The 23,369-nt window shown below is 65.1% G+C and carries 20 protein-coding genes; 10 read left to right on the top strand and 10 right to left on the bottom strand.

Annotated elements, in window-relative coordinates:
• Positions 1-163 precede the first annotated feature (163 nt).
• On the top strand, positions 164-844 hold the full coding sequence (locus NGM28_RS02945) for a response regulator transcription factor (RefSeq protein WP_011533321.1): 681 nt from the start codon (positions 164-166) through the stop codon (positions 842-844).
• On the top strand, positions 822-2,213 hold the full coding sequence (locus NGM28_RS02940) for a sensor histidine kinase (protein ID WP_240063276.1): 1,392 nt from the start codon (positions 822-824) through the stop codon (positions 2,211-2,213). The genes NGM28_RS02945 and NGM28_RS02940 overlap by 23 nt, the downstream gene beginning before the upstream one ends.
• A gap of 109 nt (positions 2,214-2,322) precedes the next feature.
• Here the strand turns inward: NGM28_RS02940 and cysS are convergent, their stop codons facing one another.
• On the bottom strand, positions 2,323-3,705 hold the full coding sequence (cysS, locus tag NGM28_RS02935; RefSeq protein WP_240063275.1) for a cysteine--tRNA ligase: 1,383 nt from the start codon (positions 3,703-3,705) through the stop codon (positions 2,323-2,325).
• Between the two features lie 9 nt (positions 3,706-3,714).
• Positions 3,715-5,418, bottom strand: a complete 1,704-nt coding sequence (locus NGM28_RS02930; protein WP_252088627.1) for a glutamine--tRNA ligase/YqeY domain fusion protein — start codon at positions 5,416-5,418, stop codon at positions 3,715-3,717.
• Between the two features lie 213 nt (positions 5,419-5,631).
• Between NGM28_RS02930 and NGM28_RS02925 the strand changes: the two genes are divergently transcribed.
• Together NGM28_RS02925 and lpxH are read left to right on the top strand one after the other, a co-directional pair.
• Complete coding sequence (locus tag NGM28_RS02925; RefSeq protein WP_011533317.1) at positions 5,632-6,132, top strand: peptidylprolyl isomerase; 501 nt, start codon at positions 5,632-5,634, stop codon at positions 6,130-6,132.
• Positions 6,129-6,851: a UDP-2,3-diacylglucosamine diphosphatase gene (gene lpxH, locus NGM28_RS02920; RefSeq protein WP_240063273.1), complete on the top strand. Its 723-nt coding sequence runs from the start codon at positions 6,129-6,131 to the stop codon at positions 6,849-6,851. The genes NGM28_RS02925 and lpxH overlap by 4 nt, the downstream gene beginning before the upstream one ends.
• A 108-nt stretch (positions 6,852-6,959) precedes the next feature.
• On the opposite strand, the gene pvdQ is transcribed toward lpxH, so the two are convergent.
• On the bottom strand, positions 6,960-9,275 hold the full coding sequence (gene pvdQ, locus NGM28_RS02915) for a bifunctional acylase PvdQ (protein WP_252088626.1): 2,316 nt from the start codon (positions 9,273-9,275) through the stop codon (positions 6,960-6,962).
• A 200-nt stretch (positions 9,276-9,475) separates the two neighbouring features.
• Here pvdQ and NGM28_RS02910 point away from each other — a divergent pair, with 200 nt between their 5' ends.
• On the top strand, positions 9,476-9,838 hold the full coding sequence (locus tag NGM28_RS02910) for a fe2+ zn2+ uptake regulation protein (RefSeq protein WP_240063271.1): 363 nt from the start codon (positions 9,476-9,478) through the stop codon (positions 9,836-9,838).
• A 35-nt stretch (positions 9,839-9,873) separates the two neighbouring features.
• Here the strand turns inward: NGM28_RS02910 and NGM28_RS02905 are convergent, their stop codons facing one another.
• Entirely contained in the window at positions 9,874-10,062 is a 189-nt protein-coding gene (locus NGM28_RS02905) for a hypothetical protein (RefSeq protein ID WP_252088625.1), read from the bottom strand.
• Positions 10,063-10,503: 441 nt separating this feature from the next.
• Between NGM28_RS02905 and NGM28_RS02900 the strand changes: the two genes are divergently transcribed.
• A complete protein-coding gene (locus NGM28_RS02900) occupies positions 10,504-10,884 on the top strand; it encodes a Mor transcription activator family protein (protein WP_240063270.1) in 381 nt (126 codons plus the stop codon).
• Positions 10,885-11,009: 125 nt separating this feature from the next.
• Here NGM28_RS02900 and NGM28_RS02895 read toward each other — a convergent pair whose 3' ends face one another.
• The 3 genes from NGM28_RS02895 to NGM28_RS02885 are packed head-to-tail and all read right to left on the bottom strand — an operon-like array spanning position 11,010 to position 17,127.
• Positions 11,010-14,684: a translocation/assembly module TamB domain-containing protein gene (locus NGM28_RS02895; protein ID WP_252088624.1), complete on the bottom strand. Its 3,675-nt coding sequence runs from the start codon at positions 14,682-14,684 to the stop codon at positions 11,010-11,012.
• Complete coding sequence (locus NGM28_RS02890; RefSeq protein WP_240063268.1) at positions 14,681-16,423, bottom strand: autotransporter assembly complex protein TamA; 1,743 nt, start codon at positions 16,421-16,423, stop codon at positions 14,681-14,683. Before NGM28_RS02890 ends, NGM28_RS02895 begins: the two co-directional genes overlap by 4 nt.
• Before the next feature lie 53 nt (positions 16,424-16,476).
• Positions 16,477-17,127, bottom strand: coding sequence for a GNAT family N-acetyltransferase (locus tag NGM28_RS02885; RefSeq protein ID WP_252088623.1), 651 nt, complete (start codon positions 17,125-17,127; stop codon positions 16,477-16,479).
• A gap of 164 nt (positions 17,128-17,291) precedes the next feature.
• On the opposite strand from NGM28_RS02885, the gene xthA reads away from it, so the two are divergent.
• A complete protein-coding gene (xthA, locus tag NGM28_RS02880; protein ID WP_252088622.1) occupies positions 17,292-18,104 on the top strand; it encodes an exodeoxyribonuclease III in 813 nt (270 codons plus the stop codon).
• Between the two features lie 231 nt (positions 18,105-18,335).
• On the opposite strand, the gene NGM28_RS02875 is transcribed toward xthA, so the two are convergent.
• Complete coding sequence (locus NGM28_RS02875) at positions 18,336-19,187, bottom strand: SDR family NAD(P)-dependent oxidoreductase (protein ID WP_252088621.1); 852 nt, start codon at positions 19,185-19,187, stop codon at positions 18,336-18,338.
• Positions 19,188-19,300: 113 nt separating this feature from the next.
• Between NGM28_RS02875 and NGM28_RS02870 the strand changes: the two genes are divergently transcribed.
• Positions 19,301-20,182, top strand: coding sequence for a LysR substrate-binding domain-containing protein (locus tag NGM28_RS02870; protein WP_252088620.1), 882 nt, complete (start codon positions 19,301-19,303; stop codon positions 20,180-20,182).
• On the opposite strand, the gene NGM28_RS02865 is transcribed toward NGM28_RS02870, so the two are convergent.
• On the bottom strand, positions 20,172-20,924 hold the full coding sequence (locus NGM28_RS02865) for an anti-sigma factor family protein (RefSeq protein WP_252088619.1): 753 nt from the start codon (positions 20,922-20,924) through the stop codon (positions 20,172-20,174). The two genes, NGM28_RS02870 and NGM28_RS02865, sit on opposite strands and share 11 nt — an antisense overlap.
• Entirely contained in the window at positions 20,921-21,439 is a 519-nt protein-coding gene (locus tag NGM28_RS02860) for a sigma-70 family RNA polymerase sigma factor (protein WP_240063261.1), read from the bottom strand. Before NGM28_RS02860 ends, NGM28_RS02865 begins: the two co-directional genes overlap by 4 nt.
• A gap of 304 nt (positions 21,440-21,743) precedes the next feature.
• Here NGM28_RS02860 and NGM28_RS02855 point away from each other — a divergent pair, with 304 nt between their 5' ends.
• Both NGM28_RS02855 and NGM28_RS02850 read left to right on the top strand, forming a co-directional pair.
• Entirely contained in the window at positions 21,744-22,790 is a 1,047-nt protein-coding gene (locus tag NGM28_RS02855) for a catalase family peroxidase (RefSeq protein ID WP_252088618.1), read from the top strand.
• Positions 22,787-23,320, top strand: a complete 534-nt coding sequence (locus tag NGM28_RS02850; protein ID WP_252088617.1) for a cytochrome b — start codon at positions 22,787-22,789, stop codon at positions 23,318-23,320. Before NGM28_RS02855 ends, NGM28_RS02850 begins: the two co-directional genes overlap by 4 nt.
• The last annotated feature ends 49 nt before the right edge of the window (positions 23,321-23,369 follow it).

The following is a 23,369-nucleotide window of genomic DNA, read 5'->3' as shown; positions in this document are numbered from 1 at the left end:
TTTTCGTTACGGGTGTGGCGAAGCGCTGTTCGCCAGCAAGGCTGGCTCCTACAGGATGCGGTGTGCCGATGCGGGTTCCTTTGACGCAGATGAATTTTTCTTAAATCGCCGTTTGTCTATTCTTTGGCACAATCAAGCCTCCATTCGCCGCCCAGGAACCAGCATGCCACGCGTACTGACCATCGAAGACGATGCCGTCACCGGCCAGGAAATCGTCGCCGAACTCACCAGCCATGGCCTGGAGGTCGATTGGGCCGACAACGGTCGCGAAGGCCTGTCCAAAGCCATCGCCGGTGGCTATGACCTGATCACCGTGGACCGTATGCTGCCCGAGGTCGATGGCCTGACCATCGTCACCACCCTGCGCAGCCTGAAGATCGCCACCCCGATCCTGATGATCAGCGCCCTCTCCGATGTCGACGAGCGGGTGCGCGGCCTGCGTGCCGGAGGGGACGACTACCTGACCAAGCCATTCGCTTCGGATGAGATGGCCGCAAGGGTCGAGGTGTTGCTGCGCCGCAACAGCACGCCCATGACCCAGACCCGCCTGCAGGTCGCCGACCTGGAGCTGGACCTGATCAGCCACGAAGCACGCCGCGGCGAGCAGTCGCTGAACCTGCTGCCCACCGAGTACAAGCTGCTGGAATACCTGATGCGCCATTCCGGCCAGGTGATCACCCGGATGATGATCTTCGAGGAGGTCTGGGGTTATCACTTCGACCCTGGCACCAACCTGATCGACGTGCACATCGGGCGCCTGCGCAAGAAGATCGACTCGCCCGGCCAGACTCCCCTGATCCGTACCGTGCGGGGCTCCGGCTATGCTATTGCCGAACCCGTCTAAGGGCTGGAGCTCCTCCACCAGCCGCCTGCTGGCGCTGTACAGTTTCCTCTTCGTGGCCTGGAGCAGCATCCTCATGGGGGTGCTGTACTTCGAAGTGTCCAGCTACCTGAACAAGCTCACCCGCCACTCCATGCTGCAACGCCAGCACCTGTTCGCCCACATGAGCGGCAAGCAACTGGACGACGCCCTGATCGCCAGCCAGGCCTTCGAGGAGCGCAGCTTCGACGCCTACGGCCTGTTCGACCCGCAGCTCAACCCCATTGGCGGACGCATCCGCGCCATCCCCTCCGACCTGGGCCTGGATGGCAAGATCCACGAGCTCGAACGCTGCCTGGACGCCGATGACCCGCGCCTGCCCCCCGACAGCTGCGACGCCGTGGCGATCAAGATCCAGGACGGTCGCTGGCTGGTGCTGGTGCGGGACAACGGCTCGCTGTTCGTGGTCACCCGGATCATCCTCCACGCCCTGCTCTGGGGCATCTCCCTCACCTTGATCCCAGGTTTTGCCGGCTGGTACCTGCTGCGCCGCCGACCGCTCAAGCGCATCCGCGCCATCCAGGCCCAAGCCGAGCTGATTGTTGCCGGCGACCTCACCCACCGGCTGCCGCTGTCGGCCCGGCGTGACGAGCTGGACATGCTCGCCGCCATCGTCAACGCCATGCTCGACCGTATCGAGCGGCTGATGCACGAGGTCAAGGGGGTGTGCGACAACATCGCCCATGACCTGCGCACGCCACTGACCCGCCTGCGCGCCCAGCTTTATCGCATTCGCCAGCAGAACGGCATCGACTCGGCGCAGGGCGAGGCACTGGACCAGGCGATCGGCGAGACCGACACACTGATGGCGCGCTTCCGCGGCCTGCTGCGCATCAGCGAACTGGAAGATCGCCAGCGGCGTGCCGGTTTCGTGCAGCTTGACCCCCATGCGTTGCTGATGGAGCTGCATGATTTCTACCTGCCACTGGCCGAGGATGGCGGCATCCGCCTGCGCCTGGCACAGCCCGGGCAATTGCCTGCGCTGCATGGCGACCGCGAATTGCTGTTCGAGGCGCTGGCCAACCTGGTGGGCAATGCAATCAAGTTCACCCCGGAGGGTGGGCAGGTCTGGATCGAGGCGATGCAGGACGACGATGGCGTGCGTATCGCCGTCGAAGACAGCGGGCCGGGTATCCCAGCGCAGGAGCGCGAGGCGGTGCTGAAGCGCTTCTATCGCAGTGATGAAGGCCATCGTCACCCGGGGTTCGGGCTGGGCCTGTCGATCGTCGCGGCGATCGTCGACCTGCATGGCTTCGGCTTGGAGGTGGGGGCCAGCGAGCTGGGCGGGGCGAAGCTGGTGCTGCATTGCCCGTTGGCGGGCCTGGCCAAGTAACGACTGGGGCCGCTTTGCGGCCCTTTCGCCGGCAAGCCGGCTCCTACAGGGATAGTGTAGGAGCCGGCTTGCCGGCGAACGGGCTGCAAAGCAGCCCCTATTGCGCAGATCAGTCAGCCAGACGCCAGGTGGTGCCACCCTTGCCATCTTCCAGCACCACACCCATGGCGGTGATCTGGTCACGGATACGGTCGGACTCGGCCCAGTTCTTGTCCGCACGCGCCTGCAGACGCGCCTGGATCAAGGCCTCCACTTCAGCGGCATCGACCTTGCCTTCGGCACCGGCACGCAGGAACTCGTCGGCATCCAGTTGCAGCACACCCAGCACATCACCCAACTCACGCAGGCGACCTGCCAGACCGGCAGCGGCCTCGACATCGCTTTCGCGCAGGCGGTTGATCTCGCGCACCAGGTCGAACAGCACGGCGCAGGCTTCCGGTGTGCCGAAGTCGTCGTTCATCGCCACGGTGAAGCGCTCGACGAACGCCTCGCCACCCTTCGCGGCAACACGCGGCAGGCCGCGCAGGGCGTGGTAGAAGCGCTCCAGCGCCCCTTTCGAATCACGCAGGCTGTCTTCGGAGTAGTTGATGGCGCTGCGGTAGTGGCTGGCCACCAGCAGATAGCGCACCACTTCCGGGTGGTACTTGTCGAGCACGTCGCGGATGGTGAAGAAGTTGTTCAACGACTTGGACATCTTCTCGCCATTGATGCGGATCATGCCGCAGTGCATCCAGGCGTTCGCATACTGCTTGCCGGTGGCCGCCTCGCTCTGGGCGATCTCGTTCTCGTGGTGCGGGAACTCCAGGTCACTGCCGCCACCGTGGATGTCGAAGCTCTCGCCCAGGCAGCAGGTGGACATGACCGAGCACTCGATGTGCCAGCCCGGACGGCCCGGGCCCCACGGCGAATCCCAGAACGGCTCGCCCGGCTTGGCGCCCTTCCACAGCACGAAGTCCAGCGGGTCCTGTTTCGACTCGCCCACCTCGATCCGCGCGCCGATGCGCAGGTCTTCGATCTTCTTGCGCGACAGCTTGCCGTAGCCGACGAACTTGCCGACCCGGTAGTACACGTCGCCGTTGCCCGGCGCGTAGGCGTAGCCCTTGTCGATCAACGTCTGGATCATCGCGTGCATGCCGGGGATGTGATCGGTGGCACGGGGCTCCAGGTCAGGCTTGAGGATGCTCAGGCGCCGCTCATCCTCGTGCATCGCGTCGATCATGCGGGCGGTCAGCGCATCGAACGACTCGCCGTTCTCGTTGGCCCGATTGATGATCTTGTCGTCGATGTCGGTGATGTTGCGCACATAAGTGAGCGCGTAGCCGCTCTTGCGCAGCCAGCGGGTGATCAGGTCGAAGGCGACCATGCTGCGGCCGTGGCCCAGGTGGCAGTAGTCGTACACGGTCATGCCGCACACGTACATGCGCACGTTGTTGCCATCGAGCGGCTTGAAGGTTTCCTTCGTCTTGCTCAGCGTGTTGTAGATCGTAAGCACGGCGGTTCCTCAGCTGCCCCAGGAGTCACGCAGGGTGACGGTGCGGTTGAACACCGGGCGGCCCGGCTGGCTGTCCTTCAGGTCGGCACAGAAGTAGCCCTCGCGCTCGAACTGGAAGCGGTCCTCCGGCTGGGCCTGGGCCAGCGATGGCTCGGCGCGGCAACCGCTGAGCACCTGCAGCGACTCGGGGTTGATGTTGTCGAGGAAGCTGCCACCCTCTTCGGTCTTCTCCGGGTTGGCGGAGCGGAACAGGCGGTCGTACAGGCGCACTTCGCACTCGACGCTGCCTGCGGCCGGCACCCAGTGAATCACGCCTTTTACCTTGCGGCCTTCGGGATTCTTGCCAAGCGTTTCCGGATCGTACGAGCAGCGCAGCTCGACGATGTTGCCGTCGGCATCCTTGATGGCCTCGTCGGCGCGGATCACGTAGCTGCCGCGCAGGCGCACTTCACCGGCCGGCTCAAGGCGCTTGTAGCCCTTGGGCGGCTCTTCCATGAAGTCGTCGCGGTCGATGTACAGCTCGCGGGCGAATGGCAGCACGCGCACGCCCATGTCTTCCTTCGGGTGGCGCGGCAGTTCGAGCTGCTCGACCTGGCCTTCCGGATAGTTGGTGATGACCACCTTCAACGGGCGCAGTACACACATCGCGCGCGGCGCGGTGCGGTCCAGGTCGTCGCGGATGCTGAATTCGAGCATCGCCATGTCGACCACGCCGTCGGAACGGTTGGTGCCGATCATCTCGCAGAAGTTACGGATCGAGGCCGGCGTGTAGCCGCGACGGCGGTAGCCCGACAGCGTCGACATGCGCGGGTCGTCCCAGGCTTCGACATGGCCTTCGTCCACCAGTTGCTTGAGCTTGCGCTTGCTGGTGATGGTGTAGTTCAGGTTCAGGCGGCTGAACTCGTACTGGCGCGGGTGCGCGGGTACCGGCAACTTGTCGAGGAACCACTCGTACAGCGGACGGTGGCTTTCGAACTCCAGGGTGCAGATCGAGTGGGTGATGCCTTCGATGGCGTCCGACTGACCGTGGGTGAAGTCGTAGTTCGGGTAGATGCACCACTTGTCACCGGTCTGGTGGTGGTGGGCATGGCGGATGCGGTACAGGATCGGGTCGCGCAGGTTCATGTTCGGCGAAGCCATGTCGATCTTGGCGCGTAGCACGCGCTCGCCGTCCTTGAACTCGCCGGCCTTCATGCGCGCGAACAGGTCGAGGTTCTCTTCGACGCTGCGCTCGCGGAACGGGCTGTTCTTGCCGGCCTCGACCAGGCTGCCACGGTATTCCTTGGCCTGCTCGGGGCTGAGGTCGCAGACGTAGGCGTTGCCCGACTTGATCAGGTCCACGGCCCAGTCGTGCAACTGGTCGAAGTAATCCGAGGCATAGCGCACCGGGCCTGCCCACTCGAAGCCCAGCCACTTGACGTCACGCTGGATGGAGTCGATGTACTCCTGGTCTTCCTTGGCCGGGTTGGTGTCGTCGAAACGCAGGTGACAAACGCCGCCGAATTCCTGGGCCAGGCCGAAGTTCACGCAAATCGACTTGGCGTGGCCGATGTGCAGGTAACCGTTCGGCTCCGGCGGGAAGCGGGTGACGATGCTGCTGTGCTTGCCCGCGTCCAGGTCGGCCTGGACGATCGGCCGCAGGAAGTTCGCAGGGACGGCGGGGGCGCCTTTTGCGGCGGCGTTGGGCGCGTTGTCGGCAGTGGGCTTGCTCATAGTGTCCTTGAATACAGGTAGCCGGCCCGGGTAGGCCGATTGAATCAAAGGGCCTATCATAGCCGAAGCAGTCAAGCTGCCGACAGCCAGGCACCGACAAACTGGCGCGAATTATCGCGATCCGTGCAAAAATGGCTACCGCGCGCCTTGTGCCGGGTAATCGGCACAACCTGGGCGCCCCCTATTCCCGATGCCTTGAGAGCGAACTTAAGCATGTCCAAAGTCAAACTGAGCACCAACCACGGCGACATCGTCCTGCAACTGGACGCCGAAAAAGCCCCGCTGACCACCGAGAACTTCGTCCAGTACGTCAAGGAAGGCCACTACGATGGCACCGTCTTCCACCGCGTGATCAAGGGCTTCATGATCCAGGGCGGCGGCTTCGAGCCAGGCATGAGCCAGAAGAAGACCCGCGCCAGCATCCAGAACGAAGCTGACAACGGCCTGAAGAACGCCAAGTACACCATCGCCATGGCGCGTACCATGGAGCCGCACTCGGCCTCCGCGCAGTTCTTCATCAACGCCAGCAACAACGACTTCCTCAACCACAGCGGCAAGAACGTGCAGGGCTGGGGCTACGCGGTATTCGGCGAAGTGATCGAAGGCCGTGAAGTCGTCGATGCCATCGAAGGCGTGTCCACCGGTTCCAAGGCCGGCCACCAGGACGTACCGAAGGACGACGTGATCATCGAGAAAGCCGAGATCATTGAGTGATACTGCTGATCTCCGATCTGCACCTGCAAGAAGAACGCCCGGACATCACCCGGGCGTTTCTTGATCTGCTCGACGGCCGTGCGCGGTACGCCAAGGCGCTGTACATCCTCGGCGACTTCTTCGAGGCCTGGATCGGCGACGATGCCATGACGCCGTTCCAGCAGTCGATCTGCCAGGCCTTGCGCCAGCTGAGCGACAGCGGCACGACGATCTACCTGATGCACGGCAACCGCGACTTCCTCATCGGCCAGGCGTTCTGCCGGGCCGCTGGTTGCACCCTGCTGGACGACCCGAGCGTGATCGAACTGGGCGGCGAAGCCGTATTGCTGATGCATGGCGATACGCTGTGTACCCGCGATGTCGGCTACATGAAGCTGCGCCGCTACCTGCGCAACCCGCTGAGCCTGTGGATCCTGCGGCACCTGCCGTTGGCCACGCGCCAGAAGCTGGCACGCAAGCTGCGCAGCGAGAGCAAGTCGCAGACCCGCATGAAGAACACCGAAATCGTCGATGTCACCCCGGACGAAGTACCGAAGGTGATGGCGGCACACGGCGTTCGCACCTTGGTGCATGGTCACACCCACCGCCCGGCGATTCACAAGCTGGTGGTCGATGGTCAACCGGCGCGGCGCATCGTGCTGGGGGACTGGGACAGGCGCGGTTGGGCACTGCAGGTGGATGAACAAGGCTTCCAGTTGGCGCCGTTCGAGTTTTCCTGAGCCCGAGCGGTGCCAGTTGTTCGCCAGCAAGGCTGGCTCCTACAACGATACCCGTAGGAGCCAGCCTTGCTGGCGATGCCCGGCATAGCCCGGCCAATACCATGATGACTATTGAACGCTGCTCGCCACCGCCGCCTTGTCACGCTCACTGATCACATACTGACGGAACTGCGGATCCGCCTTGATCTGCGCCTCGGTAAACGGAATCGGTGCCAGTTGCTTGGCCGCAAATGCGCGCGTCTGATCGCCTGCATGCTGCGAAGCCGCTTCACTCGACAGCGAAAACGCCAGCAACCCCTGGGCCAGCGGCCCCTGCTCGGTGAAACTGACCACCTGCAGATAGCTTGAACCACTCACCACCAGGCGCTTGCCCGGCCCCACCGGCACGCTGACCATCGCGTTGTACACACCCAAGGCCTGCGGGCCACCCGGCACTGGCGTGCCATCCGCCGCCTGCTGGATCTGGCCCCAGCGCTGCTCGGCACTGATACCCGATTTGCCGACCTGCTCCAGCGAAGCCAAAGCCGCCTCGCGCAGCAGCTTGCCGACCGCCGCCTGCTCCACCGCCAAACCACGGGGGGTGTGCTGCGGATCCGCTGGGTCGAACGGCACACGCCAGCTTTCCGGGTGCTGCGACAGCGTGTTGAGGATGTTGGTGAAGTGGACCAGACCGACACCGCTGTCCAGGTCCGCCTTGCCGTTCCAGGCCTGAAGGCTGGCACACACCGATTGCAGATCGGCCTGTGCCCCCTTGCACCATTGCAGCAGATCCGGCAGCAGCAGGCTGGCCAGGTAAACCTCGTCATCGAACACCATGCGCTGCAGGTCAGCGACACCCAGCTTGCCGGCGCTCTGCAAGCGCTGCAGGGCAAAGCGGCTACGCATGCCCAACGGCTGGTCGGCACGGCTGACCAAGGGCGAGAAGCCGGTCAGCGGCTGCGCCGGGTTGGCCATCCAGGCAGAATCATTGGAGTTCTGCACAAAATCGCCACGTTCCAGGCTCGGCAGCAGCCGTGCCGGGAAGATGCCAGGCTGGGCGGCTTGCGCATCGATCTTCCATTGGCAGGCAGTTCGCGAGCCATCCAGTACCACCAGCGGGCCGGAAGCCTGGGGATTGCCGCACTGCGCCAGCAACGCATGGTCCACGTAAGGCACCACCGACTGGTTCAGGTACAGCGCCCGCCCGGCACTGTCCACCGCCAGGGTGTTGACCCAGGGAATGCCCTGCAAGTGCCCGATGCTGCCCTTCAAGGCATCCAGGCTGTCGGTGCGGTTGATCCGGTACCACTGTTCAAGCACCCGGGTGTTGTCCAGGTTGGCGTCACGCAGGCTGTAGGCGGCCTGGCGATCCCAGTCCAGCCGACCAGGCCATTGCACCACCGGGCCGAACTTCGACAGGTAGACCGGCCGCTCGACCTGGCTCAACGCGCCATCTTCGCCCTTGACCGTGACGCTCAGCATCTGCCGTTCGAGCGGCAGCGACTGGCCGTCCAGCAGGTAGCGCGCCGCATCCTTCGGGTCAAGCTGCAGACGATAGAGCGTGAAATGCTTGGACGTGTCGACCGTGTGGGTCCAGGCCAGGTGCCGGTTGAAACCGATATTGACCACCGGCAGCCCGGGCAATGCCGCCCCCATCACGTCCAGCTGGCCGGGAATGGTCAATTGCATCTGGTAGAAGCGCAGCCCGCCCACCCATGGGAAATGTGGGTTGGCCAGCAACAGGCCGCGCCCGTTCGCCGAACGCTCGGCACCGACGGCAACCGCGTTGCTGCCGCGCTCCGCGGCAAACGCCGCCTGTCGCGCCAAGGCCACGCTGTAATCGACCGTCGGGCGTTGCGCCGCCAGCTTTGGCGGCGTGGCAGCCACCACCGCTTCAGCGAACTGCCCTACCCCGCCCTCTGCAAGCAAGCGACGGGTCAGCTTGACCAGATCGAGGCTGGTGATCGGCCTTACCCAATCGCCTTTTCCGCATTCGGCGGGCAGGCCCTGCGCGCGCCGCTCACCCAAGGCACGGTTGTAGCCAAGCGCATAGCCTTCGAGCAGGTCGCGCACGGCACTGGGCTGCGCCTGAAGGAAGCCATTGACCGCCTGCGGGTTGTTCAACCAGGTAAAGAACAGATCGCTGGCGAGGTTTTCACGCAGCTCAACGGTCTTTGCCTGCGCGCCGAAGTAACGCGAACGCTCACCGTTGACCGTCAACACTTCATTGGCCAGCAGGCACAGATTGTCCTGGGCATAGGCATAGCCGATGCCGTAGCCCAGGCCACGTTCATCCTTGGCGAGGATATGCGGCACGCCGAAGCTGGTCCGACGAATCTGCGCGGAGGCTTCACCGGCAGCCTCCCGCGCCTGGCCGGCCAGGCTGGTGCCGACCAGCAGGGTGGCCAGCCCAAGGTGGAACAGGGGACGCGAAAGAGAGATCACAAGCACTCCTCGTGCAATCGGGGTTATCCCGATCAGACGAAAAGCCGGATGAAAATTTTACGCCCCGTGGCGGGTTGCAACGTCTTGAACAAGGCGTGTCAGATTTTTTTTCCACGGGGATTGCAGTTTTCCCGTTCTCATTCGTCTTAAGTAGTGAGGCACTCATGATTTCGGGACAGTCCACGAAAAGGAGCATTCACATGTACAACCCGCAACCTTCCCTGCACACGCTGCCAGGCCCGGCACGGGCACCTGGCGGGCAGGACGAGCGCGTCGGCAACGAGCAGATCCGCGAGCTGCTGCGCACCTACGGCCTGCGCACCAGCCTGATCCGCCTCAAGGTCATTGACGCCCTGCACAGCGCGGCCCGTGATGGCCGCAGCATTGGCGTGCGAGGCGTGCACGCGCAGCTTGAGCAGCTGGATATTCCCCTGTCGTTCCTGAGCGTGCGCGAAGTGCTCAAGCGTTTGTGTGCCGAAGGTGTCATCAGCCTGGGCAGCGACAAGTGCTACAGCCTGGAAGCCCAGGCCCGGGCCGTACTCGAGCTGCCGGCCACACGCTGAGCGCCTGGCCGGCCAGGACAGCCGGCCCGTCCGCCTCAGGGCTTGACCTTGCGCCGCAGGATCCCGTTGATCACCACCACCACGACCGCAATGGCGATGGCGATGTACTGGAACATCTGCTCGCTGATAGTGCCCTGCTTCTGCAGGTAACTCAGGCCGAGCATGATGCCCAGGACCACCAGGATGATCAGGATCGAATATTTCAGGCGCTGCACATGTGTCATCGGAGTTTCCTTGCGACATCGGGGACATGGGGCTCCCACGGAGCCAGCGCCATGATACCGCGACCATTTTTCCTACGCTGACATTCCTGCCGCGAGCCACTTTCCTTACGTGCCAACGAACGCAGCACCTGCGAGCCCGTTAGGCAAGCCGTGCATTGGCAAGATTACCCCTAGACATCAGCACCCAGAATGCCACCACGGAAGGCCTTCTCTAGGAGTTTTGGGGCCTGTAGCGCAAGGGTGAAGGAATTTCCTACATCGAATTGGGCGACTGCCCGCGAATGACAATGTGCGCAGGCTACAACTCCCGTTCCGCTTCGCGCCTAGCGGCGCTTTCTGGAGCTACCTGAGAATCGAGCCAAGCCACTCAGTGGCAGCCTCGACACTTGCCATCGACGGTCAAGCGTCATGACAACCAGATTCAGCAGAAGGAATGCCTGCATGGAAATGCCAGACCTCAACAACATCGAAGTAAGCCAGTTGCCTCACTCCCTGCAATCGCTGATCGAATGCATCGGCATCGAAAATGCCTACCACCTGACCTGCGCTTTCGGCGGCCGCCCCAAGTACATCCCCAAGCACCGCGAGCGCACCAAGCTGGCCGACGTCCTGCCAGCCGACGCACTTGATGCGTTGATCGAACGCTTCGCTGGCATCGCCCTGGAGATCCCCAAGGCCGACCACTTCCAGCGCCAGTTGCGCAATCAGCAGATCCAGAGGGAAAGCGCCGACGGTCTGTCGCGCAGCCTGCTGGCTGACAAGTACGGATTGAGCCTGCGGCAGATCGGCAACATTCGTCGTCTGGAGCACCATGCTCGCTGAGCATCCGGTTGCGCAGGAGGATCCATGGAAAGGATCAAGGCATGAATAGAGAGGATGGCCGAAGGAGAATATGGCCAGAAGCACTCTCACCGCCCGCCAAGGGCGGTGAGAGTGCTGGCGCGCAGTCAGAAGTCGCGCTTGTAGAAGATATCCAGCGAGCTGGCCAGGCCGCTGGCGGCCTCCAGGTAGACCTTCTTGCTCAGTTTGTAGCGCAAGGCAATGGTATTGGCTGGCTCGAACACCCCCACGCCGTAACGCAGGCTCAGGCGTTCGGTCAGGTTGCCGCTGGCGACCACGCTGGTGGTGTTGCCCGCGCCCTGGGTGTCCAGCTGGAAGTCATCGATACCCAGGTTCGACGCCAGGCCCGCCGTCAGCCCTTCGGCCCCCACCAGCCCCAACCCCAGTGCCGCCTCGGCCATCCTGTTGCTGTCCTCGCCCGTGCTGTTCAGCGGCCTGCCCAGCACCAGGTACGACAAGGCCTGCTCCTGACTCATCGCAGGCTCGGAGAACACCTTCGTGGTGGGTTGTTCGGCGCTGCCGCTCAGGCGGATGCCGGCGATCACATCGTCCACCTTGCGAATGGCTTCGATATCCAGGTACGGCTGGTCGATCGGGCCGGCGAACAGCAACCGCGCCCTGCGAATGGTGAGGTTCTGGCCATAGGAGCGGTAGCGTCCATCGGCCAGGCTCAGCTCACCGCGCGTGTCGAGGTTGTCGCCGATATGCACATGGCCGAGCACGTTGGCGGTCAGGCCGAAACCGCTGAACGCCAGTTTGTCACTGCCAACCTCGACGTCGATATCCATGGCCATCGCCATGGGCGGCTTGCCCTCTTCGGTCTGGTGCCCGACGATCACGGTGTCGTCCGAGACCTTGACCGTCGAAGGTGGCAATTCGCGCACGGTGATCTTGCCCTTGGGCACCCGCACCTTGCCGGTGATTGCGAGTTTGTCGTCAACCAGGCGAATGGTCAGGTCCGGAGCAACTTCCAGCGCCGCGTAGGGCTCGACACTGACCGGCAGTTGCTGCCCTTGCAGGCGCAGGTCCATGGCCAGCACCTGCCCCCAGGTCATCTGCCCAGCCAGTTGCCCGCGACCGGCATCACCACTGCGCCAGTCACCATTGAGCTGGACCTGTTCGCCCGCGATCAACGCCCGCAATGAAAGATCTTGCAAGCTGATGGGCAACTCGGCGCCACTCACTTCGCCGCCGGTCAGGGCCAGGGTGCCGTTGACCTGTGGCGCCAGCAGGCTGCCCGAGAGTCGCCCACTGCCGTTGAGCTGGCCGGCCAGGCGTTCGACCATCGGCAGGAACGGCCGGGCTATCGCCAGGTCGAGGCCGGCCAGGCGGAACTCACCGGACAACGGTTTGTTACGCCCCAGGGGGTCGAGCCGGGTATCGAGGGTCAACTCGCCCAGCCGCTCGCCACGGAAGTCCAGGCGGGTGTCGACCCGGCGCGGCGCAAGGTTGCTGTCCAGGCGCAGCACTTGATACGGGAAGTCGATCCAACGCCCCTTGTCACGCACGCGCAAGGTGCCCGCGCTGGCGTCGACACGGACGCTGCCCTTGGGCCCGCTGGCGGGCATGTCGAGGTTGATGTCGGCGTTGAGCAGCCCCTGCCAGGCGAAGTCCTTGGGCAGCCACTGTGCCAGGCTGTCCAGCGGGAACTGCTTGAGGTGGTAGCGCAGGCGCGGCTCCGGGGCCAGGCGCTGATCCTCGCCGCACAGGCTGGCCTGGCCCGAGCGCCAGCAGTGCGCGCCAAAGTCCAGCTGGCCGCTGGCCAGGCGCTGCAGGCGGGCGGGTGCCTGCAATTGCCAATCCTGGCCGCCGGCCTGGATACGACCGCTGGCCAGACGACCGCGCCAGTCGCCTTTGCTCAAGGCGCCATCCAGGGCCAGGTCGAGCTTGAGTTGCGGGCCGTCCAGGGCCAGTGTCGCGGCCTGCTGGCGGGCATCGCCCTTGCCTTGCACATCGAGGGTGCCCAAGGCGGTGTCGCCCAGGCGGATGTTGCCGGCCTTGAGCGTGACCAGCCCGCGCTGGGCGCTGTCCAACCGTGCATCCAGGTCGAGCCGCTGCACGCGGTTGTCGGCCTGCGCCAACTGTTGCCCCTGCAACACCAGGGTGCCCTGTGGTGCGGCCAGGGTGCCACTGACGTCCAGGCGTCCCTTGGCCTGCCCCTGCAACTGCGGCCAGAGCTGACCAAGGCGCGGCAGGTCAAGGTCGACCCGACCCGTCAGGCGCTGCTGCAGGCTACCGCTGCCGTTGATGCGGTTGTCACCCAACTGCACGGCCAGGCTGCCCAATGTCCAGTTGTCGCCCGCGCCATCGGCATCGACCTTTAGCAGCGCTGGTTGACCGCGCAGTCGGCCCTTGAGGTCGAGTTGCGCCTTGAGCTTGAGCTGTTCGTTCTTCAATTCGCCCTGGCTGCGCAGCGGACCCGCCAGGGTGCCGGGCAGTTCCGCCAGCCAGTAGGCCGGATCGAGCGCCGACAGTTGCAGGTCGACATCCCAGGCCAATGTGTCAGCAAAGCGCAATGCGACGCTGCCGCCCGCCTTGCCTTGCCCCGCGCTCAGGGCCAGCTGCGGCAAGCGAACCTGGGCGAGATCGCCCTCGAACGGGCTGGCCAGCTCGAATGCGCCGGCCGGGCCATCGAGATCACCGCTGAAGGCACCCTTGTAGTTGCCGTCGCTGTACTGCACCTGGGCATTGAACCGTTTCAGTGTGACCTGAGGTGGCTGCTCCAGGGGGTAGAGACGCAACCAGGGGAAGTCCAGCCAGTCGAGGGTGGCGTCGGCGCTCAGGCCTTTCTGCCAGTCGGCACTGGCCTGCAGCTTCAATCGTTGGGTGTCGCTGGCGTTGAGGTCCAGGGCATCGAGACGGGCACCCTTGGCATCGACCTTGCCGCCCAGCGCCAGGCCGATCGGCCCCTGCTCGGCGGGCAGGCTGGCTGCCCCGGATAACTGATAGCCCTTGAGCAGGTCACCCTGGGCGTCCAGCCGAAGATGATTCAACTGCAGGGTGTCGGGCAACGTGCCAGCCGGTTTGAAGCCATCGGCGCGAATACTGACGCTGGCGGGCAGATGCTCGGCCAGGGCTTGCAGCTCCCCCGTGAGGTGGGCGTCAAGGTAACCGCGGCTGGTAGCGTCCAGGGTCAGGGTCTTCTGTAATTCACCCTTGGCATTCAGGTCCAGCTGCCAGGCCTTGCCGTCGACGGCAGGCAACTGCAAAGTGCCTTGCAACTGTACAGGCCAGTCTTCTTCTGGTTGCAACTGACCTTTGAGCGCCAGGTGCAGGTCGTCGCGGCGCACTTGCAGGCTGTCGACCTGAAGCCCCGCGCGGGTCCAGTGCGCAACAAGCAGCAGATCACCGAGCAGCGTGTCACCGTCCAGGCGCAACTGCCCCACCTTGACCTCACCCACTTCGATAGCCAGCGGCAGGCGCAAGGCCGGCAGTTTCAGCGGACCGCTATCGGCCTGCGCCTCGCTCGGGGCGAAGGCCATGTCGACGCGTTCGGACTGCAAGCGCTCGACGCAGAGGGTTGCCCGCAGCAGGCACGCAGGCGACCAGCTCAATTGCGGCGCCTGCAGTTCCACACGGTTGTCGCCTTCGACCCAGCGTAGTTGGCTGGCTTGCCATGCGCCCCCCAGGCGACCGTCGAAGTCGTCGACCTGCAACCCAGGGACCAGCCCCAACACCCAGCGGCTGCCGGCCTGGGTGCCCAGTACCAGGCCCAGCGCCAGGGCAAGCAGCAGCAACAGCGCCAATACGCCCAGGAGAATGGATTTGAGCACGCGCGTCACAATTCAGGCCCCATGGAGAAGTGCAAACGGAAGCCGCCATCGTCGTCCAGCGCATGGGCCAGGTCCAGGCGCAACGGCCCGACCGGCGAGACCCAGCGTACACCGACCCCGACGCCCGTCTTGAGGCTGGGCAGTTCCAGCGAGTTGAACGAGTTGCCCTGGTCGATGAACGTCGCCAGGCGCCATTTCTCGGCGATCGAATACTGGTACTCGGCGCTGCCCGCCACCAGGTAGCGGCCACCGATCTTGTCACCCTTGTTGTTGGTCGGCGACAGCGACTGGTAGTCATAGCCGCGCACGCTTTGGTCGCCACCGGCGAAGAAGCGCAACGATGGCGGGATGTTCTGCTGGTAACCATTGGTGGCACTGCCACCGAACTGCACGCGCCCCAGGAAGCGGTGGTTCTGCCCTAGGGTGGTCAGGCCCTTGAGCAGCACGTTGCCGTGCACCAGGTTGGTGTCCGAGCCCAGGCCTTCCTTGGCGGCCTGCAGGTCGAACTGCAGACGATAGCCGTTGTGTGGGTCGATACGGTTGTCGCTGCGCAGGTAGGAGAAACTGACGCCGGGCATCAACAGGTTGCTAAGCCCCGAATCATCGCCCAGGCGATACTCTTCACGCTGGTACTTCAACGAAATCACCCGCTGCCAGCCGCTGGCCAGCTTGCTATGCCACTCGGGGCCGACGGTGAGCAGCTTGCTCAGGGTGTCGGTGCCGGCGAGTTCTTCGTTCTGGTAGCCGCCGGCGAAACGCAGCTTGTCGGTCAGGGGTGGATCCAGGGGGATGTCGTACCACAACCCAACGTTCTGCCGGGGGGCGGACAGTTCGGTTTCCCAGCCATAGCTGTGGCCTTGCGGGTTGACCCAGTGGCGGGTCCAGTTGGCCTTGCCGCGCGGGCCGACGTCTGTCGAGAAGCCCAGGCCGAGCCCCATGGTGCGTGGTTTGCGAATATCGAGCTGGACAGCCACCGGGATGTCCTCGCCTACGGCGGCAGTCGGCGCCGCGTCGACACGAACCCCTTCGAAGTAGCCGCTCGATTGCAGGTCGTTGTTGAGTTCGGCGATCAGTTCGGAGTCGTAGGGCGTGCCTGGTTTGAACGACACCATGCGCTGCAACAGGTCGTTGTCCAGCGGCGCATCGCCGCCGAAGGTCACTGCCCCCAGGCGATAGCGCGGGCCGCTCTGGTAGATGAGCTCGATATCGGCCACGCCGGCCTGCGGATCGACCGCCAGGCGCTGGCGCTCGAAGCGGCCGGCAAAGAAACCATAGCGCGATGCCTGGTTCTGGATCAGCCGCTTGGCGTCCTCGTAGTGACCATGATTGAGCTGTTCGCCTGGGCGCAGCGCCTTGCTGTCGGGAATACGGAACGCCTTGAGCTCGCTGGCCGGCCCTTCGATGCGCACGGTCACGTTGCGCAGGCGCACCGGTTCACCTGGGTCCACGCGCAGGATCAGTTGCGGCGGCTTGTCTTTGTCGGGTGGTGGCTTGACCTCGGCGTCGATGTGCGCCTGGTAGTAGCCCAGCGCCTGGGCCGCCTTGCGCGCCTGCTCCTCGGCACCGCGGCTGAAGCGCAGCAGCGCCTCTTCATCGCGGTCCCCGAGGTTGCCGATATAACCTTCGATATTGGCCTTGAGCGCCTTGTTGGCGGGTTTGACCCGCACCAGCAATTCGCTCTGGGCCCATGCCATGGAGCTGGCGGCCAACAACAGCAGGCCCCAGCCAAGTCTTCCTGAATACGTCATGCGGCGCATGCTACCAGAGCGGGACAGTCAACGGAGCCGTCAGTAAATACCTGTCACAGGTTTGATACCTTGGATGACACAGGATTCGGGTGAAAGAAAACCCGTTCTCGGATTGGCCCTACAGCAATCTCCCCGATCTCCTCATACCCCTGGCGCTGAGAGAACGCCAGGTAGTGGGCGTTGCCGGTATCCAGCACCACGCCATCGGTGGCCGGGTCCTCGGCGCACCAGTCATGCACCGCCTGCAAGAGCTGTTCGCCATAGTGCTGGCCCTGGAACTGCGGATGCACCCCGAGCAAGGGCAGCACATGCACCTGTTCGCCAGGCAGGCAACCGGCGAGCGCGGCCTGGTAGTCCAGGTAGCGCCGGGTGCAACGCAAGCCGGTGCCCAGGATCATGCGCAGGCGCCAGGCCCAACTGTCGGCCACGCCCAGGCGCCGGTGCGGCGGCACGATCAAGGCCAGCCCCACCAGGCGGTCCTCCACCAGCAGGCCGATTGCCGGCAGTTCCAGGTAGAAGTGCTGGCGCACCCACTCGCGCACCATCACCCTCAGGCGCCGTTCATAGCCCGGCCGCTGGCCCTCGAACAGCCAGGCGAAGGTCGGTTCGTGGCGGTAGGCGTGGTAAAGCAGCGAGCGTGCTTCACGGGCGAACCCCGCATCGAGCAGGGTGATCTGGGCCGGGGCGGCAGTGGCGTCGGGCATCGCGGGCAGTCCTCCTGGAATGGGCGTACAGTGCCTTGGAGGTGCTCCACCGCGTAACGTTCACCTCACCCCAGCACGTTAGCAGCGCCAATCGAAGGGCGCCACGCTGGCCGTGGCGGGCGATGTCGGCTAGCATCCGAAGCTTTTACCAGGATCGTCTTTCCATGAAGATCGTCTCGTTCAACATCAACGGCCTGCGCGCCCGCCCGCACCAGCTGGCAGCGCTGATCGACAAGCACCAGCCGGACGTGATCGGCCTGCAGGAAACCAAGGTCAGCGACGATCAGTTCCCGCTCAAGGACGTCGAGGCGCTCGGCTATCACGTGCACTACCACGGCCAGAAAGGCCACTACGGCGTCGCCCTGCTCTCGCGGGAAAAACCCCTGTCGCTGTCCAAGGGTTTCGCCAGCGATGAAGAAGACGCCCAGCGCCGCTTCATCTGGGGTACCTTCGCCGACCGCGACGGCACGCCGATCACCGTGATGAACGGCTACTTCCCCCAAGGTGAAAGCCGCGACCACCCCACCAAGTTCCCGGCCAAGCAGCGCTTCTACAGCGACCTGCAGGCCCTGCTCGAAAGCCAGTTCCAGAACGGCCAGCCGGTGCTGGTGATGGGCGACATGAACATCTCGCCCCAGGACTGCGATATCGGCATCGGCCCGGACAACGCCAAGCGCTGGCTGAAGACCGGCAAGTGCAGCTTCCTGCCCGAGGAGCGCGAGTGGATGGAGCGCCTGAAGGGCTGGGGCCTGGTCGACAGCTTCCGCCACCTGCACCCGGAGGTGGCCGACCGGTTCAGCTGGTTCGACTATCGCAGCCGTGGGTTCGAGGACGAACCCAAGCGTGGGCTGCGCATCGACCTGATCATGGCTTCGCATGGGTTGCTGCCACGGCTGAAGGCGGCCGGGGTCGACTATGAGCTGCGGGGGATGGAGAAGCCTTCGGACCATGCGCCGATCTGGCTGGAGCTCAGCTGACACTGCGTAGGAGCCGGCTTTGCCGGCGAACCAGGCGACGCGAGGGATAGCACCGGCCTTGCCGGTGTTCGCCAGCAAGGCTGGCTCCTACGGGCTGCGGTGAAGCGCTGGTTCGCGCACATTGTGTAGGAGCCGGCTTGCCGGCGAACCAGGCGACGCGGTGAATGGCACCGGCCTTGCCGGTGTTCGCCAGCAAGGCTGGCTCCTACGGGATTGCGGTGAGGCCCCTTGTCAGCTGGCATCCATCACCATCATCTCGCCCCAACGCCCCACCAGTTCTTCCCCCGACCTCGCTGCCACGCCACGCAGGTCACGCGGATATTCCACGTCGGGCCCTTCTTCGAATCGCGTGGCACGAAACTGCCCATTGCTCGCCCGCAACACATACCCGCTGATCTTGCAGGCAGCCGAGGCCAGGAACACGAACCCCGGCGCCACCCACTCAGGCCTGAGGTCTTCCGGCTCGCCCTGTTCGCCCCACATCCGCGTGCGCGCCACCGGCGACAGCGCGTTGACCAGAATGCCGTGGGGGGCTCCCTCGGCGGCCAGCGCATTCATCAGCCCCAGTTGTGCCATCTTCCCTGCCGAGTAGGCCGCCAGCCCTGGCCGAGCATGACATCGATACATGGCACGGTCAGAGGTGCCCAGCACGATCCGCGGCGCAGGCGACTGCTTGAGGTACGGCCAGGCATGCTTGCACAGCCACAGCGGTGCCTGCACATTGATGCCTAATGCACGCCCGAGGAAATCTTCGGTGGTCTGCTCGACCATCTGGTAATCCACCCACCCGGCGTTGTGGATCAGCACATCCAGGCCACCAAAGCATGCCACGCAGGCCTCAATCAGATCTCGACACTGGGCTTCGTCGGTCAGGTCGCGGCACAAGCCTTCGACCTGAAGGCCCAGGGCGCGTAGCTCCGCCGCCGCAGCGGCCACCACCAGCGGGTCGCTACCACGCCCCTGGTTGTCGGTACCCAGATCGGTGATCATCACCCGCGCCCCGCTTTCGGCCAGCGCACGCGCGGCGGCCAGGCCCAGGCCACGGGCACCACCGGTGATCAGAACGGTCTTTGCTTGCTGCATCAGGCTCTCCTTGTCCAGCCACGAGCCTATCCAGCGAGTGAGGCAAAGTTGAATACTATTGGCCATGGTCATTGATATCGCGCCGATATCGCCGCTTGCCAAGGACGCCTGCCGTGATCGAAACCCGCCTGCTGCGCCAGTTCGTCGCCGTTGCCGAAGAGCTGCATTTCCACCGCGCCGCCGAACGCCTGCACATGGCCCAACCACCGCTGAGCCAGGCGATCGCCCGGCTCGAACAGCGCCTGGGGTTCATCCTGTTCCAGCGCCACTCGCGCGGGGTCAGGCTGACCCCGGCGGGCACGCAATTGCTGGACACCGCCCGCGCTACCCTGCAAGGGCTGGAACTGGGGGTACAGCAAGCACGTCGTATCGCTCAAGGCCAGGCGGGCGCCCTGCGCATCGGCAGCCTGGCCTTGGCCGGCCACCCGCAGTTGCTCGACGGCCTGAAACGCTTTCGCCAGCAATGGCCGGACGTCGAGCTGAACCTGCAACAGGCGAGTTCGGCACAGCTGGCGCGGATGCTGCTCGATGAGCGACTGGACCTGGCCGTGCTGCGCGATGTCCCGGAGCTCGACGAACGCCTGCAACGCAGTCTGTGGCACGAAGAGGCGTTGCTGCTGGCCTTGCCGGACGACCATCCGCGTGCCAATGAATCCCGCGTTGCTTTGGCCGACTTCGCCGAAGAGCCTTTCGTGTTCACCCCCAGAAGCCTCGGCAGCCGCTATCACCAGCACCTGCTCGACCTGTGCCTCGACGCAGGCTTCAGGCCTCGGATCGTGCAGGAGGCCGCGCAATTGCAAACGGTCGCCAGCCTGGTCGCCTGCGGCTTTGGCGTGGCCCTGTTGCCAGAGTCGGCAGCCCTGGCCAATGCCCAACCGGGCGTGTGCTTTCGACCGCTACGAGATGTCGCAGCGCCCTTGCCCCTGTACTTGGCCTGGCGCGCCGGCGACGGCTTGTTGGCCCGCCAGCGCCTGCTCGAACTACTTACAGGCTGACGCCCAGCGCCTGGCGCACCGGCTCGCCACGGGCATCGTCGGCGGCGCTGACCAAGGCAAAGTTGTAGTCGCCATGGGACCAGTAGCGCGCCTGGAGCTGCCCCTCGGTGCGCTGGCCCGTGGGCATACGCTCGAAGTGCTCGCCCGGCGAGCGCAGGAACAGGCTGATGCGTTGCCCGTCGCGGTCCTGGAACACCAGCAACGCCGCCGGCCCCGCTTCGTTGCTCAACAGGCGCGCGCCGACCGGCTGGAAGCCATACCCGGCCAGGTTCGGCAGTTGGCCGACACGGTTGAAATGGCGGCCCAGCCAGGCTTGCATTTGAACCGGGTCGCTGGCCTGGATATCCAGCGCGGTGGCGTCGACGAACATCCGGTGGGCCTGGACCGCGTCGGCCATCGGCAGGCTACCCGCCAACAACGTCACCTCCCGCGCCTGCCAGCCGCCCAGCCCGCCCAGGCCGACGGCGATCAGCAGGACCGCCGCCGAGGCCAACTGCCGCCGCCGACGCTGACGCAGGCGTTGGCGCAACGGGCCCAGGTCGAGGGCCGGATCGCTGGGGCGCTCGCCAAAACCGGCCAATGCCGCACGCAGGCGCCGGGCATCCTCGCGCCAGGCTTCGATGCGTGCCGCCTCCTGCGGATTGGCCGCCAGCCAGGCCTGCACTTCGGCCCGTCGCTGCGGGTCCAGGCGCTCGTCGACATAGGCGTGCAGTTCGTGCTCGGTGGGGATCAGGTGGGTCATTTGAGTCTCCGCAAGGCCGGGGGCGTGGGCTTGCCCTCGGTCAATTCACGCAGGGCGGCCCGCGCCCGCGACAGGCGCGACATCACCGTGCCGATGGGAATGCCGAGCGCTTCGGCGGCCTCCTTGTAACTCAGGCCTTCGACGCTGACCAGCAGCAGCAATGCACGTTGCTCGGCCGACAGCCTGGCGAAGGTCTGCAGGTCGGCCTGGGCCAGCACGATGCTCTCGGTGTCTGCCCCCAGCGGCTCGTCCGCCTGGCCACGGCCGAACCAGGCCAGCCAACGGGCATGCAGGCGCTCGCGACGCTTACCGTCGAGAAACAACCGATAGAGGATGGTGAACAGCCAGGGGCGCAGGCTGTCCACTGCGCGCTGTTGGCTGCCGCGGCTCAGGGCGCGTTCAACGGTGGCCTGGACCAGGTCGTCGGCGCTGCCGGGCTCGCGGGTCAGCCACAGGGCGAAGCGGCGCAGGCGTTGCAGCAGCTCGCGCCACTGTTGATCGTCCAGTTCGTGCATGGTCAGGTTCCGGGCCCCGCTGGGCAGTCAGTGTAAGAGGCAGACGGCGCAAGACGAAATTTATTCCCTGTGTCCTTTGAAGGTTTGTGCGAGGCCATCGCGGATAAATCCGCTCCTACAGACACCCCGCCTGACAAGCTCTGTAGGAGCGGATTCATCCGCGATGCGCCGCGTGAGCGGTGCTCGATCCCGCCGGCGCAGCAAAATTACCGTCGAACACCTCGAACGGGCGAACGCCTATACCGGAATAAATCTCCAGCTCCCACGTCGTACCGTTTCATTCCCCAGCAGCGGACACTCCAACATGCAGACCCCCGTCAACGGCCGGGCCAAGGCCCTGCGCCTGGCCGCCATCGGCGCTACCCTGGCAGCGCTCGGTGCGGGCTTCGCCTATGCCGCCGGCTGGATCGGCGCACCAAGGCTTACCCCCCAGCGCATCATCGACACCTTCGAGGCCCAGGCCGGCCACCACCCAGGCTATCGGAAGAACCACGCCAAGGGCCTGTGCGTCAGTGGCTATTTCCAAGGCAGCGGCCAGGCCGCACAGCTTTCCACCGCGAGGGTCTTCAGCCAGCAGAAGGTCCCGGTGATCGGGCGCTTCGCCATTGGTGGCGCCAACCCGTTCGCGCCCGACACCGCCGTGCCGGTACGCAGCCTGGCGATCCAGCTGAACAGCGACGACGGGCAGGTCTGGCGCACCGGCATGAACAACCCGCCGGTGCTGGCGGTGAGCACGCCCGAAGGCTTCTACGAACAGGTGCTGGCTGCCACGCCGGACCCGGCCACCGGCAAACCCGACCCCGCCAGGCTGCAAGCATTCTTCGCCGCCCACCCGGAAAGCGCGGCGTTCCGCCAGTGGGCGGCCAGCTACCGGGCGAGTGACAGTTTCGCCAGCACCGCCTACAACAGCATCAATGCGTTTCGCCTGATCGACGCCCACGGCCAGCCCCACCCGGTACGCTGGTCACTGCAACCCGAAACGCCCTTCACCGCCCTGCCCGCCCAGGTCGACGACAAGCAATTCCTCCAGCACGACCTGCAACAACGCCTGGCCCAGGGGCCATTGCGCTGGACACTGCGCCTGACCCTCGCCGAGCCTGGTGACCCGGTGGACGACCCGGCAAGTCCATGGCCTGCCGAACGTCGCAGTGTCGATGCCGGCACCTTGGTCCTGGAGCAGGTCGATGGCCCGGAACAAGGCGCCTGCCGTGACCTCAACTTCGACCCGCTGATCCTGCCCCGAGGGATCGAACCCTCCGACGACCCGATCCTCGCCGCTCGCTCGGCCGCCTATTCGGTGTCGTTCAACCGCCGTAGCCACGAAACGCTGAACGAAGGAGCCCGCCCATGACCCCTGTTGCCTTCCACCCCCTGGCCCGGCTGCTGCACTGGCTGATGGCCGCACTGATCCTGGCCATGCTGTTCATTGGCGTGGCCATGGTCGGCGACCTGTCACCCCGGCATCCCTTGTTGGTCGAGCTGCACAAGGCTACCGGCCTGGCCTTGCTGACATTGGTGATGCTGCGTATCGCCTTGCGCCTGGCCCTGCCCCATCCGCCGCTGCCCCACGAGCTGCCCCGGGCGCAGCGCCTGGCCGCCGGGGCTTCGCACCTGCTGCTGTACACCTTGATGCTGGCCATGCCGCTGCTGGGCTGGGCGATGCTGTCGGCTGGCGGCTATCCTCGCCCCCTGCAGCTACCGGCCATCGCGCCCCACGACCTGCGGCTGTATGCCGTATTGCGCCAGGCCCATGGCTGGGCCGGCTACCTGCTGTTCGCCACGATACTGCTGCACCTGGGTGCGGCGCTGATGCATGCGCTGGTGCGCCGTGACGGCGTGTTGCGTAGCATGTGGCCAGGCCCGTTGCGCCGGAGCGAATGAGCACCGGCATGTCCTCGGGGTCGACACATGTAAATAATTATTAATACCA

This window comes from Pseudomonas sp. MWU13-3659 (genome assembly GCF_023757525.1).
Classification (GTDB): domain Bacteria; phylum Pseudomonadota; class Gammaproteobacteria; order Pseudomonadales; family Pseudomonadaceae; genus Aquipseudomonas; species Aquipseudomonas entomophila_E.
This window is presented reverse-complemented; position numbering and strand designations above follow the sequence as displayed.

Bases quoted from the DNA above. Each gene is read 5' to 3' on its own strand.
- NGM28_RS02945 (WP_011533321.1), top strand. From the start codon at position 164: ATGCCACGCGTACTGACCATCGAAGACGATGCCGTCACCGGCCAGGAA.
- NGM28_RS02940 (WP_240063276.1), top strand. From the start codon at position 822: ATGCTATTGCCGAACCCGTCTAAGGGCTGGAGCTCCTCCACCAGCCGC.
- NGM28_RS02930 (WP_252088627.1), bottom strand. From the start codon at position 5,418: ATGAGCAAGCCCACTGCCGACAACGCGCCCAACGCCGCCGCAAAAGGC.
- NGM28_RS02925 (WP_011533317.1), top strand. From the start codon at position 5,632: ATGTCCAAAGTCAAACTGAGCACCAACCACGGCGACATCGTCCTGCAA.
- NGM28_RS02910 (WP_240063271.1), top strand. From the start codon at position 9,476: ATGTACAACCCGCAACCTTCCCTGCACACGCTGCCAGGCCCGGCACGG.
- NGM28_RS02905 (WP_252088625.1), bottom strand. From the start codon at position 10,062: ATGACACATGTGCAGCGCCTGAAATATTCGATCCTGATCATCCTGGTG.
- NGM28_RS02900 (WP_240063270.1), top strand. From the start codon at position 10,504: ATGGAAATGCCAGACCTCAACAACATCGAAGTAAGCCAGTTGCCTCAC.
- NGM28_RS02890 (WP_240063268.1), bottom strand. From the start codon at position 16,423: ATGACGTATTCAGGAAGACTTGGCTGGGGCCTGCTGTTGTTGGCCGCC.
- NGM28_RS02885 (WP_252088623.1), bottom strand. From the start codon at position 17,127: ATGCCCGACGCCACTGCCGCCCCGGCCCAGATCACCCTGCTCGATGCG.
- xthA (WP_252088622.1), top strand. From the start codon at position 17,292: ATGAAGATCGTCTCGTTCAACATCAACGGCCTGCGCGCCCGCCCGCAC.
- NGM28_RS02875 (WP_252088621.1), bottom strand. From the start codon at position 19,187: ATGCAGCAAGCAAAGACCGTTCTGATCACCGGTGGTGCCCGTGGCCTG.
- NGM28_RS02865 (WP_252088619.1), bottom strand. From the start codon at position 20,924: ATGACCCACCTGATCCCCACCGAGCACGAACTGCACGCCTATGTCGAC.
- NGM28_RS02860 (WP_240063261.1), bottom strand. From the start codon at position 21,439: ATGCACGAACTGGACGATCAACAGTGGCGCGAGCTGCTGCAACGCCTG.
- NGM28_RS02855 (WP_252088618.1), top strand. From the start codon at position 21,744: ATGCAGACCCCCGTCAACGGCCGGGCCAAGGCCCTGCGCCTGGCCGCC.
- NGM28_RS02850 (WP_252088617.1), top strand. From the start codon at position 22,787: ATGACCCCTGTTGCCTTCCACCCCCTGGCCCGGCTGCTGCACTGGCTG.